This window comes from Vreelandella sp. L-15, from assembly GCF_056857635.1.
On the sequence record NZ_JBSXNN010000078.1, the window covers coordinates 53059 to 67016 of the forward strand.

General features: G+C 57.9%; 14 protein-coding genes. 6 read left to right on the forward strand and 8 right to left on the reverse strand.

Translation table 11 applies throughout. The features are described from left to right. Positions 1 to 49: 49 nt before the first annotated feature. From AC13CY_RS11390 to AC13CY_RS11400, 3 genes are all read right to left on the reverse strand, one after another. Complete coding sequence (locus tag AC13CY_RS11390; RefSeq protein WP_137092870.1) at positions 50 to 853, reverse strand: enoyl-CoA hydratase-related protein; 804 nt, start codon at positions 851 to 853, stop codon at positions 50 to 52. Further along, entirely contained in the window at positions 850 to 3030 is a 2181-nt protein-coding gene (locus AC13CY_RS11395) for an acetate--CoA ligase family protein (protein ID WP_483052531.1), read from the reverse strand. Before AC13CY_RS11395 ends, AC13CY_RS11390 begins: the two co-directional genes overlap by 4 nt. A 66-nt stretch (positions 3031 to 3096) precedes the next feature. Continuing rightward, the gene (locus AC13CY_RS11400; RefSeq protein WP_089674754.1) at positions 3097 to 3906 is read right to left on the reverse strand and encodes an enoyl-CoA hydratase/isomerase family protein; all 810 of its coding nucleotides are present in this window, start codon (positions 3904 to 3906) and stop codon (positions 3097 to 3099) included. Between the two features lie 188 nt (positions 3907 to 4094). Between AC13CY_RS11400 and AC13CY_RS11405 the strand changes: the two genes are divergently transcribed. After that, on the forward strand, positions 4095 to 4988 hold the full coding sequence (locus AC13CY_RS11405) for a MurR/RpiR family transcriptional regulator (RefSeq protein ID WP_083024107.1): 894 nt from the start codon (positions 4095 to 4097) through the stop codon (positions 4986 to 4988). A gap of 137 nt (positions 4989 to 5125) precedes the next feature. Here AC13CY_RS11405 and AC13CY_RS11410 read toward each other — a convergent pair whose 3' ends face one another. Beyond that, positions 5126 to 6103 (reverse strand): NADPH:quinone reductase, encoded by a 978-nt coding sequence (locus tag AC13CY_RS11410; protein WP_348665350.1) that lies wholly within the window; start codon positions 6101 to 6103, stop codon positions 5126 to 5128. 176 nt (positions 6104 to 6279) lie between these two features. On the opposite strand from AC13CY_RS11410, the gene AC13CY_RS11415 reads away from it, so the two are divergent. After that, the gene (locus tag AC13CY_RS11415; protein ID WP_058577773.1) at positions 6280 to 7068 is read left to right on the forward strand and encodes a glycerophosphodiester phosphodiesterase family protein; all 789 of its coding nucleotides are present in this window, start codon (positions 6280 to 6282) and stop codon (positions 7066 to 7068) included. Between the two features lie 8 nt (positions 7069 to 7076). After that, a complete protein-coding gene (gene nfo / locus AC13CY_RS11420; protein WP_483052532.1) occupies positions 7077 to 7937 on the forward strand; it encodes a deoxyribonuclease IV in 861 nt (286 codons plus the stop codon). Here nfo and AC13CY_RS11425 read toward each other — a convergent pair. Further along, entirely contained in the window at positions 7907 to 8494 is a 588-nt protein-coding gene (locus AC13CY_RS11425; protein ID WP_483052533.1) for a helix-turn-helix domain-containing protein, read from the reverse strand. The two genes, nfo and AC13CY_RS11425, sit on opposite strands and share 31 nt — an antisense overlap. Positions 8495 to 8629: 135 nt before the next feature. Between AC13CY_RS11425 and AC13CY_RS11430 the strand changes: the two genes are divergently transcribed. Next, positions 8630 to 8908: a benzoate/H(+) symporter BenE family transporter gene (locus AC13CY_RS11430; RefSeq protein ID WP_044628045.1), complete on the forward strand. Its 279-nt coding sequence runs from the start codon at positions 8630 to 8632 to the stop codon at positions 8906 to 8908. A gap of 88 nt (positions 8909 to 8996) precedes the next feature. Here AC13CY_RS11430 and AC13CY_RS11435 read toward each other — a convergent pair whose 3' ends face one another. Next, positions 8997 to 9431, reverse strand: coding sequence for a hypothetical protein (locus tag AC13CY_RS11435; RefSeq protein ID WP_054641308.1), 435 nt, complete (start codon positions 9429 to 9431; stop codon positions 8997 to 8999). Between the two features lie 252 nt (positions 9432 to 9683). Here AC13CY_RS11435 and AC13CY_RS11440 point away from each other — a divergent pair, with 252 nt between their 5' ends. Then, positions 9684 to 11417 (forward strand): proline--tRNA ligase, encoded by a 1734-nt coding sequence (locus AC13CY_RS11440; RefSeq protein WP_044628047.1) that lies wholly within the window; start codon positions 9684 to 9686, stop codon positions 11415 to 11417. An 80-nt stretch (positions 11418 to 11497) separates the two neighbouring features. Then, on the forward strand, positions 11498 to 12010 hold the full coding sequence (locus AC13CY_RS11445; RefSeq protein ID WP_483052534.1) for a transglycosylase SLT domain-containing protein: 513 nt from the start codon (positions 11498 to 11500) through the stop codon (positions 12008 to 12010). Here AC13CY_RS11445 and AC13CY_RS11450 read toward each other — a convergent pair. Together AC13CY_RS11450 and AC13CY_RS11455 are read right to left on the reverse strand one after the other, a co-directional pair. Beyond that, a complete protein-coding gene (locus AC13CY_RS11450; protein WP_289099731.1) occupies positions 12007 to 13209 on the reverse strand; it encodes a PqqD family protein in 1203 nt (400 codons plus the stop codon). The two genes, AC13CY_RS11445 and AC13CY_RS11450, sit on opposite strands and share 4 nt — an antisense overlap. Positions 13210 to 13219: 10 nt before the next feature. Then, positions 13220 to 13621, reverse strand: a complete 402-nt coding sequence (locus AC13CY_RS11455; RefSeq protein WP_074210670.1) for a hypothetical protein — start codon at positions 13619 to 13621, stop codon at positions 13220 to 13222. Positions 13622 to 13958 lie beyond the last annotated feature (337 nt).

A 13958-nucleotide genomic window follows, 5' to 3' on the forward strand; every position in this document is an offset into this window, starting at 1 on the left:
ACTATACAGCCGTACAAGCACTGAAAAATAGGAAAAAATAGCGCGCGGGTTAGCGTTTCATTCGTGCCAGTAACCGCTCAACGGCTTCTAGATGTTCTGGCTCGTTGTGGCACATGCCTTGGAACACGGCGCACACATCCAGAAACGGCTTTAGCTCCATATCCGGGGCCATTTTCATGAGCCGCTTGGTGAGGCGCGTTGCTTTCGGCGGCTGGGCCGCCATGCGGTTGGCATGTGCCAAAGCGGCCTCCATCAGCTGCTCCGGCTCCACGACTTCCAGCACTACACCGTAGGCAAGCGCTTCATCAGCGCTGATCACCCGGCCTGAGAGGGTTAGCTCAAAGGCACGCTGGTAACCAATTTGGCGCTGCATAAACCACGCCCCGCCATCGCCGGGGATGATGCCTAGGTTGAGAAACGTCTCCCCAAAGCTCGCCTTACGGGATGCAATACGCAGATCCGCCATATTGGCCAAATCAAACCCGGCACCAATCGCTGCACCATTCACGGCGGCGATGATGGGCACTTCTACCTGATTAAGTGCCAGGGGCATTCGCTGAATCCCTTGCCGATAGCGCTCAGCGACTTCGGCTACGTCCCCCGCAAAGTCGCCGCTGCGTTCGGCCATGTCTTTTACATTACCCCCGGCACAGAAAGCGCTCCCCGTTCCGGTGATCACCAGCACCGAGACGTCCTGGCAACGGTTCACCCATGCGGCGGTGGCGATGATATCATCCACCAGCGCCGTGCCGGTAAGCGCATTGCGCACGTCGTGGCGGTTAAGCGTGAGCGTTGCCACACGGTTTTCCAGCGTTAGGGTAGCGTCGGTTAATTCAGGTAGCGTTCGGCTCATGATTGGCGCTCCACAATAATTCGTGCATCGACGATGGCATAGTTAGCGGCAGAATGACCTTTCGGATAGGCAATCACCGGGTTCAAGTCTAGCTCGCAAATCTCCGGATAGGCCTCCACCAATCGGGATATCTGCATCAGCAGTGACACTAGCGCCTGCTTATCGACACCCGCCGCCCCGCGTACTCCCGCCAGCACTTTTTGCGCTTTGAGTTGATCGACCATGGATTGCGCGTCGTGCAGGGTCAGCGGCAGCGAGCGGAAGGCCACGTCTTCGAGCACCTCCACAAAAATGCCGCCCAAGCCAAACATCAGCACCGGGCCGAAAATCGGGTCGCGCAGCATGCCGATAATCACCTCAACGCCCTTCTCCGCCATTGGCGTGACCAGCACGCCCTCTATCTGGGCGTTCGGGTCGTAAGCCTGGGCGTTTGACTGAATGGCCTGAAAGGCATCGCGCAGTGGGGCTTCACCCACCAGGTTGAGCTTGACCCCGCCCGCGTCGGATTTATGCAGAATATCTTTCGAGACCACCTTCATCGCCAGCGGCTTGCCCTGCGTGCACTGGGCGATCTCGGCGAGTTCGTCCTCACGACGCACCAACCACTCCTCGGGCACCGCGATACCGTGTTCCGCCAGCAGCCCCTTCGCCTCAAACTCCAGTAAATCGCGCCCTTCCGCCTTGGCCGCTTTTAGCATGGCCTTGCCTGTTTCCGCTGGCGCGGCGGGCGCTATCGTCTCCTGTACTTGTTGGCTGGCCAGGTACTCTCCTCGCTCACCTAAGGCAGCAAGCACGCGCACTGCATGCTCAATCGAGGAATACACCGGCAAACCGGCTTCGTGTAAACGGCGCAGCGCAGGCGGCTTGATGGGTGCGTAGAGGCTGTAAATCACCAGCGGCTTCTCGGAGGCTTGAGCAAGCTCTACCATGCGCTCTGCGCCACGCATCTCATCGCCCATCAGCGATTCCGCAAAGCGCAGGCTATACCCGCCGAGCATGCCGACCAGAAAGACGCTATCGACGCCTTCATCCGCCATCACCAGCTCAATGCAGCTTGCCAGCAGCGAGGGGTTCGCATCCGAGGAGCCCGCCACGTCCACCGGGTTAAGGGTAGATGCCTGAGGCAGTAACACCTCGCGCAGTGCAGAGCGGGTAGCGTCAGAAAGCTCGGCCAGCGTCAGGCCCGCTTCAGATAACCGGTCGGCGGCAATGGTGGCTTGGCCGCCGCCGTCAGAAATCACAGCGACGCGCTTACCGGGGGCTTTTTGCAGCCGCCCCAAGCCTTCCGCCACGGGCAGGATTTCGTCGGAGTACTGCACCACGCTAACGCCTGCCTGGCGCAGCAGGTCTACAGTCATTTGATAACTACCGGCCAACGCACCGGTATGGGAGCTGGCAGCCTTTTGGCCCTGCTCGGTGGCACCGGATTTATACACCACCACCGGCTTCATGGCGGTCACGTCACGGGCCACTTTCAGAAACTGCTGCCCATCACGGAAGCCTTCCACGTAGAGCGTCGCCACACGGGTATGCTCGTCTTCCCCTAGGTAGCGCAGGTAATCGTTAAAGCCGATATCACTCTGGTTGCCCGGGCCAACGTAGGTGCTGAACCCCACTTGCCCGTTATGCTGGGCTTCCAGCGCAAGAGAGAGCAGCATATTGCCGGACTGCGACACAATGCCGATATCACCCGGCTTGACGTTATCCAGCGCCAGCAAGTTAATTTGGTGGTGCAGGTTAAACATGCCAGAAGTGTTTGGGCCGATGATACGCACTCCGTGGGCACGGGCGATCTCCATCATCTGTGCCTCCAGCGCTGCCCCCTCTTCGCCGGTTTCGCCAAACCCGCTGGCCAGAATGACCGCCCCTTTCACCCCCCGGCGGCCACACTCGGCAATCAGCGCAGGCACGCTGGCGGCAGGCGTGCATAGCAGCGCAAGCTCAGGGCGGCCCGGCATCTCGGTGAGTGAAGGCCACGCCTGCACGCCTAAAATGTGATCGGCTTTGGGATTGATGGGGTAAATATGTCCCTGGTAGCCGCCATTAATCAGTCCAACCATGGCTTTGTAGCCCCGTTTGGTGGGGTCTGCAGAAGCGCCTACTACGGCAATGCCAGAGGGCGCTAAGATATCATGCAGCGGGCTGCGGACTGGGAGATGGCCTTCGAGAGTATTCATTGCGTGACCTGTTTGACAAAGAAGTGCATGACGGAGTGATACCAAGCTAATTCAAGAGGGCCGAGATCATTGGCCCAAAAAATTTGGCGCTCGCCGCTCGGCAAAGGCATCGACCCCCTCTTGCCAGTCCTCGGTGGTGGAGCAGGTAAACACCGCATCCAGCTCCTGCTGCAGCTGGCTCTCCATGCTGGTATGGGCGCTGCGATTGACCAGCGGCTTGAGCATCGCCATGGAGACCGGCGCCTGCTTGGCAAGCCGCTCGGCGAGTGTTTGCGCTTCGGCCATCAGCTGCGCTTGGGGGTAGCTGGCCAGCGCCAAGCCGATCCTGGCGGCTTCTGGCCCATGAAGTTTGTCGCCCAGATAGAGCAAGCGCCGGGCTTGGGTGAGCCCTACCAGTTGAGGCAGCAATTTTGAAACACCGCCGCCCACGCAAGTGCCAATACTGGTTTCTGGAAAACCAATCTGCGCCTCGTCAGCCATCACGATAAAATCGCAGGAGACCGCCATCTCCGCGCCTGCCCCCAGCGCATAGCCGTTCACGGCTGCTACCACCGGCTTACTGAGTTTGGTGATGGCTTCGCATACGTCGTTGCCCAGCTGCAAATACGCCCGGCGCTGAAACAGCGTGCGCTTAGCGCTGCCGTGGGCCTTCATATCGGCACCGACACAAAAGGCGCGCCCTTCACCGGTCAGCACCACCGCCCGGACCTGAGGCGACTGCTGTGCTATTCGCAGCACATCCAGCAGCTCTTGGTAGAGCGCCTCAACAACGGCGTTGAGGCGCTGCGGGCGATTCAGTCGCACGGTCAATACGCGGGCATCCAGAGTGACCAGCAGCGTTTCATAATTGGGCAGCGCAGTAGCGTCAGCAGGCATGGTGCTTTTTCTAACCTCCTCGGAGCAGTCGTCAAAACTTAACAAAACATTTGTTTCTTTATCTTAAATAAAAAGAAACAAACGTGTTTTTTTGAACGATAGAGTAGTCGCTGGGACGGCGTCAATACATCTGTAGCAAAAACATTTATCATTGGTACAAATGTTTTATTTTCATAAAAGAGGGTGCCATGCCAGACAACGCCACTCACGCCACCAGCCTGGACAGCATTCACCAGCAGCTAGCCGAGAGCTACGCGGCGCTTAGCCCACAGCTCAAGCGCGCTGCCAGCTATGTGCTGGAACATCCTGCAGAGATGGCGTTTCAGTCGATCCGCAAAACGGCTCAGGCAGCATCCGTCACTCCCTCCACCCTGGTCAGGCTAGCCAAGCGGCTTGGATTCGAGAGCTACGAGCCGTTTCGGGAAGTGTTTCAATCGGCGGTACAGGCAGCGCCGGTGGAGCTATCCGGCCGCGCCAGCCAGCTGAAGCAGCAGCACCGAAACCCAGAAGCGGCGCTGTTTGCGGAGGTAGGCGACGCTGCCTTCGATAATATTGGCAGGCTGTTTACGGCAGATAACCAAACGCGCGTCAAAGAGGCCGCTGAGCGAATCTTGGCCGCGCGGCGAGTCGCCGTGGTCGGGTTTCGCGACACCTTCGCCTGCGCGTACCACTTTGCCTACGTGGGGCGCATTGCGATGCCGGAAGTGACGCTCATTCGCGGCCAGGAGGGAGGCTTACTCACCGAGTTGGCCCCGTTCAACGAGCAGGATGTGGTAGTGGCGTTTGGCTTTGAACCCTACTGCGCCGAGACGGTGAAGGCGCTGGAGATTACTCGCGCCAACGGCGTGCAGGCGATTGTAATTACCGACACGCTGCGCTCGCCGCTGGTGCCGGGGGCCAGCGTAACGTTTACCGTTGCCAACGCTACGCCGCACTTTTTCCCGTCGATATTAGCGGCAATTACGCTCAGCGAAGCGATTTTGGCGGAGTGCGTGGCATTCGGCCCCGACCAGCTGGTCGATAACGTGACCCGCTTTGAGAGCCGAATGCGTCAGTTGGGAGCGTATATAGAGATTGCCTAAACAGTCGCTTAGTAATGTCATCAGACCGGAACAACCCTAGGCGGGGGCGCTGTGAATCCTTCCATGGACGCTACTTTCGCCATCCATGGCGAAAGACCCCCGCTACGGGATGATTCCGATCATCTCTAGTACCATTATCACGGCAATAAAATAGTAGAACCGGTGGTTTTACGGCTCTGTAGTGCATCCTGAGCCTTACCGGCGTCTTGCAGCGGGTAGCGGTTGGCCACGTCGATTTTGATTTTGCCGCTCTCAATCATGGCGAAAAACTCGTCGCACATCATCTCTAGGCGCTCACGGGTGTCGGCGTAGCCGTTCAGGCTTGGGCGAGTCACAAACAGCGCGCCTTTTTGGTTCAAAATACCGATATTCACGCCATCCACAGGGCCAGAAGAGTTGCCGAAACTCACCATCAGCGAACGAGGCTTCAAGCAGTCCAGCGACATTTCCCAGGTGTCTTTACCCACCGAGTCATACACTACGTCACACATCTCGCCGTTGGTCAGCTCGCGCAACCGCTCCACCACGTTCTCTTCGGTGTAGTTGATGGTCGCCCATGCCCCGTTGGCCATGGCTAGGTCAGCTTTTTCCTGAGAGCTCACCGTACCAATCAGCTTCACGCCCAGCGCTTTAGCCCACTGGCAGGCAATAGAGCCAACGCCCCCGGCCGCCGCGTGGAACAGAATGGTCTCACCGCCTTTAAGCTCATAGGTTTGACGCAGCAGATACTGCACCGTTAAGCCTTTCAGTAGGCTAGCGGCAGCGGTTTCAAAATCGATAAAATCCGGTAGCTTGACGACTTTGGACGCAGGCAGCGTGTGCAATTCCGCATAAGCACCCAGCGGGCCTTGGGCGTAAGCCACCCGGTCGCCGACTTTGAGATGCGTCACACCTTCGCCGACGGCATCCACCGTGCCAGCGCCCTCCGTTCCCAGCCCAGACGGCATGGCAGGCGCGGGATATAACCCCGTGCGGAAATAGATATCGATAAAGTTAAGCCCCACCGCTTTATTGGCGATACGCACTTCACCAGCAGCGGGGGCAGCCGGTTCGACCTCCACCCACTCCAACACCTCGGCACCACCGGTCTTGGAAAACTGGATACGCTTAGACATTCATGAGACTCCTGTTATTAATTATTGGACATACCCTGGACGCTATCCAACCGCGTTGGGCACATTAAATCAAGTGATTAGCCCGCTAAACCGACACACGGCTGTCATGGCTGCGTGCTAGACTGTGCCAACAATGGTGATTACTCCACTTATCAGCCACCACCCACGGACTGGACATGACGCACCCTGCTATTTCTGTTCCTACGCTTATTGCCCATCGAGGCTACTCAGCGGCAGCGCCTGAAAACACCCTAACCGCCGTCCGTGAGGCCCAACAAGCCGGTGCCACCTGGGTAGAGCTGGATGTGCAGCTATTGAAAGACGATACACCCGTCATCTGGCACGACAGCGATGTGAGCCGCTGCTCGGATGGTCGAGGAGAGCTAGCCAACCTCACGTGGCAGCAGGCTCAGCAGCTCGATGTAGGCCGCTGGTTTGGTGATCGCTTTGCCGGAGAAAAAATGGCCAGTCTGGAGGCCATGCTCTCCCTGCTGAACGAGTTGGAGATGGGCGTTAACCTAGAGATCAAGGTCAATAAAGGCCGTGATCCCATCCGCCTGGTGGATGAAGTACTGCCCGTCGTTTTAGAGGCTCTACCTCCCGAGCGGGTGGTGATCTCGTCGTTTGACTCGACCGCCCTTGTCCATTGCCGACACCATGCCCCTAAAGAAGCACTGGCACTAGGCGTCCTGTTTGGTAGTGTGCCCAAGCACTGGCGTGAGCAGTGTGAGGCGGTACAGGCGTTTAGTATTCACCCCCACTGGCCAAGGCTCAAGCAGACGCAAGCCGCTGCCATGTGCCGCGATGGCTACCAGATACTCTGCTACACCGCTAACGACCCCAGCGCTTTTGCCAGCCGCTGGTCGTGGGGCGTGACCAGTGCCATTACCGATGAGCCCGCCGCCTTTAAGCGATATTTAGATAATCGCCAACGTGCGGGCCAGTCTGCTCAACCTGCCACTTAAGGGAAATGATGAACTATCTGGGTGCTCATGTGAGTGCAGCGGGCGGCGCGGATCAAGCCGTGCTGCGCGCGGTCGAGATCGGTGCAACGGCGTTTGCGCTGTTCACCAAGAACCAGCGTCAGTGGAAGGGGAAACCGCTGACGGACGAGGCCATTGCCGCCTTCAAGGAGGCCTGTCAAGACCACGGCTTTGGCCCAAAGCAAATTCTGCCCCACGACAGCTATCTGATTAATCTGGGCCATCCAGAGTCAGAGGGGCTTAGAAAATCCCGTGCCGCGTTTCTAGACGAGATGCAGCGCTGCGAGCAGCTAGGGTTGACGCTGCTCAACTTTCACCCCGGCAGCCATTTGAACAAGATCAGCGAAGCCGACTGCCTGTCGCGCATTGCCGAATCCATCAACCTGGCTCTGGATGCCACCCAGGGCGTGACCGCGGTCATCGAAAACACCGCAGGTCAAGGCACCAACCTCGGCTGGCGTTTTGAGCACTTGGCCGAGATTATCGATCAGGTGGAGGATAAATCCCGGGTGGGCGTGTGTATCGATACCTGCCACGCTTTCGCTGCTGGGTACGATCTCCGCACCCGCGACGCAACAAAGGCGACTCTGGATGAGCTTGGCAAGGTCGTAGGTTTCCAGTACTTGCGCGGCATGCACCTGAACGACGCCAAGAGCGCTTTTGCCAGCCGCGTCGACCGACATCACAGCCTAGGTAAGGGCAATATCGGACTGGAGGCTTTTAGCGCTATCATGCAAGATCCGCGCATCCAAGGCATCCCGATGATTCTGGAAACCATCGAGCCCGAGATCTGGGCCGAGGAACTCAACTGGCTGCGCGCTCAAATGCCGGAAGCCGCGCCGGGTAAGTAGTGAATCACGTCGTGAAAGCGTAATCGCGTCGCGGTGTTATTACGCATGGCGTGGGGCCGGTCAGCAAAAAAGCGCAGCCCCTCGCCTGCCCGCAGCGTTTGCCAGCGCTCATCAAGACGCAGCTCCATCTCGCCTTCCACTATCACGATGTGTTCCACCACGCCGCTGGCGTGGGCCGATGATTCGCTGATCGCTCCAGGGGCAAGTTCGATCATGAACATCTCGAACCCCAGCAGAGGGTCGTAGGGAAACAGCAAGCGTGCCTGCATACCGGCGCTGTCATCGCCCCATACGGATTCTCGGCCGTCACGGTGTAGCTCACCTAACGCCGGTTTGTCATTATCGAACAGTGTCGAGAAAGATACCCGAAAGCCGCTGGCAATCTTCCAGAGCGTCGAGACCGTCGGACTGGACTCGCCCCGTTCGATCTGGCCGAGCATGGCTTTGCTCACCCCGGTTTCACCAGCAGCACGATCCAGGCTCCAGCCACGCTCTTTGCGCAGTTGCCGCACCGTCCCCGCAATATGTTGCGCAATGGTGTGTGGCTCACTGGCCATGGGCTTCTCCTGACTACCGCTTTGGATATGTGACACAGTCTGCCGCCCCTATTGTGCGTTATAACGCACAGTGGTAACGTGAAAGGCGCGCGCTATAACGCACATTTTGCCATCACAGCTTGGGAGAGGCCACCCATGGAAGCGCCATCCACCTGCCACGACTCCGCTGCGCCCAGTCTTTGGCGCGATATTAGTTTGTCGACGATCATTGCGGGGGCAGGTATTGCGCTGTTGGGTACGCTAAGCGGCGGTTTAGCAGGCGCATTTGAAAAAAGCGAACAGCGCGATGCGGCCATCGTGACGTTTTTGCTGACCGGTTCGGGCATTACGCTGCTTGGAATAGGAGGAGCCTTTTGGGGCTTGGTGGCTGGCTTAGCGGTATTGAAAATCACCACAGCGAAAGCAGCATCCTAAAAAGCGGTGCGGCAATACATAAACGCCCCTGGCCGGTTAACCTGCCAGGGGCGTTTAAGACGTCCGTTCAGATAAAGATGCCAGCCCTCTACATCGTGGCCAGCCGCTCTTCATCCAGCACGCCGGACATCCGCACCATGGCCAGCGCTTCATCCAGGCTGTCCATCTCTTCAATCACCAGCAGCTCGTTTTCTAAGCTAACCGGTTGGCCGGCCTTATCTGACAGTAGCTTCTCTAATGAGGCTACATCCATAGCGTCGTCTAAGTGGTGAATATCTACCGATGCGCTACTCGCGCTGGGAAGATAGATAGTGCCATTAGAGAAATCCACGGCGTAGGCAATCACCCCTGGAACGATGAAAAACAGCAGACCCACACCATTGGCAATCGCCACCACCGGGTCTACATCACCGCTCAACTGCCCCTTACGCTCAGGGTAAAACATGGTACCGCAACCGCTCAATGCCACAATGGAGACACCTACAACGGCCCCCGTTAACCAACGGCGAACTGCTTGCTGCATGGAGGTTCCCTCGAAATCTTAACGTACCGATAGCCGATGCTGTCGTGTTTGTTGTGTTCAAATCAGCGACTATCGAATCAAATGCCGCTTGATTCTAGCATACTTCAAGAACAGCACACGTTTGGCTGCTGACGTAGGATTTTGCCGCCTTACCCGCTTAGCCGTACAATGCCGGATTCAACGCTAAATTAAGCGCTACGTTCGACACAACGATCCAGCATCACCGCTACCAACCAAGGAATGCTCACACCCATGCGCGCCAGCCAATTATTGATTGCGACATTAAAAGAAACCCCGGCCGATGCTGAAGTCATCAGCCACCAGTTAATGCTGCGCGCCGGGATGATCCGCCGTCTCACCTCGGGCCTGTACACTTGGCTGCCCCTGGGGCTACGCACTCTGCGCAAAGTGGAAGCCATCGTGCGTGAAGAGATGAACCGGGCCGGTGCCCAAGAAGTATTGATGCCTGCCGTTCAGCCCGCCGATCTATGGCAGGAGTCTGGCCGCTGGGAACAGTACGGCCCGGAATTGCTGCGTTTGAAAGATCGCCACGAGCGCGATTACTGCGTAGGCCCCACTCATGAAGAAGTCATCACTGACCTAGTGCGCAAAGAGATCGCCAGCTACAAGCAGTTGCCGGTGAACTTCTACCAGATTCAAACCAAATTCCGTGATGAAATTCGCCCGCGTTTCGGCGTGATGCGCTCTCGTGAATTCATCATGAAGGATGCCTACTCCTTCCACCTGGACGAGGAATCTCTCAAAGAGACCTACCAGGGTATGTACGACGCCTATACGCGTATTTTCACGCGCCTGGGCCTCGACTTCCGCCCAGTGATTGCTGACAACGGCTCCATTGGCGGCACGGGCTCTCATGAATTCCACGTGCTGGCCGACTCCGGCGAAGACGATATCGTGTTCTCCAACGCATCTGATTACGCTGCCAACATCGAAAAAGCCGAAGCGTTGCCCGCGCCGCTGGGCAGCAACGTTGAGCGTGCGGCCCCTAGCGAAGAGATGCGTTTGGTTGATACACCGGATGCCAAAACCATCGCCACGCTGGTAGAGCAGTTCAAGCTGCCCATTGAGAAAACCGTCAAAACGCTGATGGTTCACGCGGCGGAAGGTGGTCTCATTGCGCTGCTGGTACGCGGCGACCACGAACTCAACGAAGTCAAAGCGGAAAACCTGCCTCAGGTGAAAGCCCCGCTGACCATGGCCAGCGAAGAGGAAATTCGTGCCGCCGTGGGTGCAGGCCCGGGCTCTTTAGGCCCAGTCGGTTTGGAAATGCCGATTATCATCGACCGCAGCGTTGCCTTAATGAGCGACTTCGGCGCGGGTGCCAACGTCGATGGCAAGCACTACTTCGGCATCAACTGGGAGCGTGATGCTGCCCTGCCTCAGGTCGCTGACCTACGTAACGTCGTAGAAGGCGACCCGTCACCCGATGGCCAAGGCACGCTCTCGATCAAGCGCGGCATCGAAGTCGGCCACGTGTTCCAGCTTGGCCAGAAGTACTCCGAAGCGATGAATGCCAGCGTGCTGGGCGACAACGGCAAAACCAGCCACCCGTGGATGGGCTGCTACGGCATTGGCGTGACCCGCGTGGTCGCAGCAGCCATTGAACAGAACCACGATGAGTCTGGCATTATCTGGCCCAATGCGATTGCGCCGTTCCAGGTCGCGCTAGTACCGATGAACGCGCATAAGTCACAGCGCGTGCGTGAAGAGTCCGAGCGCCTCTACCAAACGCTCACCGCCGCTGGTTTAGACGTGCTGCTGGACGACCGCGATACGCGCCCCGGCGTGAAGTTTGCCGACCTGGAACTGATGGGCGTCCCACACCGTTTGGTGATTGGCGACCGTGGCCTGGACAACGGCGAACTGGAGTACAAAGGCCGTCGCGATAGCGAAGCCACTATGATTCCTGCCGACAAGATTGTCGACTTCCTGCGTGAACAAGCGGGCCTTGTTAGCGCAGAGTAATCGGCAGGTATATGTCACTGAGCACTCCTTGGCGGCGTTTGTCGCCTCGGTACGTGAAGTGGGTGCTAATGGGCAGCCTGATGGTGGCTGCCTACCCCGCGCCAAGCGTAGCGGAGCCTGCCCTACGCCCCACGCTGGAAGCAGCCGACCCACAAACGCCCTACGCTCAGTGGCAGTTACAGCAGTGGCGCAGCCGTATGGATGCGCCGCTTTCCCGCTTTCTCGCCTCGCCTGAACAACGCCACACCTTACTCACTCGACTCTACCAAGAGGCCCGGCTGGCCGGGTTACCGCCTGAGCTGGTGCTGGCGTTAATCCAGGTCGAGAGCGCCTTTAATGCCGATGCGGTCTCCTCGGCGGGCGCGGTAGGTCTCATGCAGATCATGCCGTTTTGGGTCGCTGAGCTTGGCCTGCCCATGGACGACCTTACCGAACCCAACCGCAACCTGCGCTATGGGTGCACGATTTTAGCCCACTACCTTGCCATCGAACGGGGTGACTTTACCCGCGCTCTCGCTCGCTATAACGGCAGCCTGGGGAAGACGTGGTACCCAGAGCGAGTACTCAAAGCATGGCGAGATCACTGGCGCTAAGCGTTAACGTCTTTAATTAATCCAGCGTGATAGAACTGCGCGAGTAGCTGCGCCACGTCTTGGCGTACCTGCTCAAATTTTGCGCCTGCAAAAAAGCCTGTGAGCGTGTCACTCACGGAGTCAAGATCCAGCGGCTCGTGATTCAACAGCGCCCACACAGCCCGGCTGGTGGTGTTCAGCCGATGAATCGCGCCGCCCTCCTCGGCAATAACAAATAGCTCGTCGCCTAGCGGAAACTCAAACGCTGCCTCACTGGCCTGCCACTGGCGCGCATCCGTTGGCTCAAGGGCAGGTATCACTTCAGGAGTATCGCAACGGGGCTGGCTGGCCAGTGCCAAGCTCTCTAGGGTGCCACTTCCCCAGCATTTCGTAAGCCACTGGGCTGCATCAAAGGCGTCGCTATAGCGCAGCAGAAAACAGGGCAAGCCCTCAAGCAGTGGCAAGAAGCGCTCGATCAGCGCCTGGTCAGATTCGTGCTCGGCAAAATTTTGCTGTAACAGCTGCCATAACCCATCGCCTGGCTGAAGGCGGGTAAGCTGGGGCTCGTTTAGCGATTCATCGCGGTCAATCAGTAATATCGCCCCCAGCGGGCAGCGCTGGCCGTGGCTAGCTAACTGCGTATTGTCCAAACGAAGATAGCCATAGCGTGCATCCTGAGGGCCAAGGTGCGTTTGTACAAACTGACGAAACTCCAGAGACATCGCGTCAGGAAGCGGTAGCCGCAAGCGAGGTGCCACGCCCAGCGCAATCCCTTCCCCTTGCTTGTTGAGCGCCAGCACATCATCACCAAACACACGCTGCCCAGCCGCTGCAAAGGCGGCGGTTAAGGTGCTTTTGCCCGCCCGGTATGTATCGGGAAAAATCACTAGCTGGCCATTGATTTCCACTGATCCGCAGTGCAAACCCACTAACTCCGGGTGACGATAAAAATATGCCCCGGCAGCATCCGCGATAACGCTACAGGCGGTTCCTACCGCGCTGTCCAGCAGCGCCCCTTCAGGAAGCGCGGGCGCCTCTTGCCAATACCCCTGTGGGTGCCGCCATACGCAGATCTCCGGCGATTGGGTTTGCGCGGCGCAAGGCATCAAGGGCCAGCCTGGCATGGCGGCTGTTAGGACAGGCAGCAACTCGTCGGCATTCACTAACCGAAGGCAAGGCCCAACGCCTTCGAGCGTATAATCTTGATGATGGCTCGGCATGGCCGCTCCCTTACCAGCGCGGCAACACACGGCTTAGGCGAATTTCAATGACGCCGTCGCGCTCCCAGCGTGAGCGCTGGGGCCGAGAGTAATAACGCTCAGGATAGCCATGGCCATGGCGTGAATGATGCTGATGAGAATGGCGCGCTCTGGAATAATCAGGCCGGGAGTAACGGGGGCGCGAATAGTGCGGACGAGAGTAATGAGGTCGAGAGTAGCTAGGACGCGAATAGCTAGGCCGTGAGCGACTTGGGCGCGAATGACGATGCTCGCGGGCTTCAGCCTGCCCCATTGATAACAAGGTAGGCGCAACGTAAAGGGCAGCTGCACCTAAACCCAGACTAGCCAGTACTTGGCGGCGTGAACGGCGCTTGCTTAAAAGGTCTTTAGTGTTGTCGGTAGAGTCACTCATCACATGTCTCCTGATCGATAAGGCTAACAGGTTAACGAACACTGTTTCTGAAATTACTCTAGCTTCACCGACCAAGCGACACCATAGTAGGCGCTTGACTTCCCTATTGTTTACTCTTTTTCTTAAAATAGGCACTTTACCAAAGCATAACTGCCAATGCGCTTCAACGGTTATTAATACAACTTAAAAAAAAGACGCAGCGAGTAGGGTGAGGCGTCTCCGCCTCATCCCTCTCACAGAACCGTACATACGGACCACGTATACGGCTCATGCCATTAACTTACCCCGAATTCGGGGACAGTGATGCCGGTTCTGACCCTGGTCAGATCCAATAACC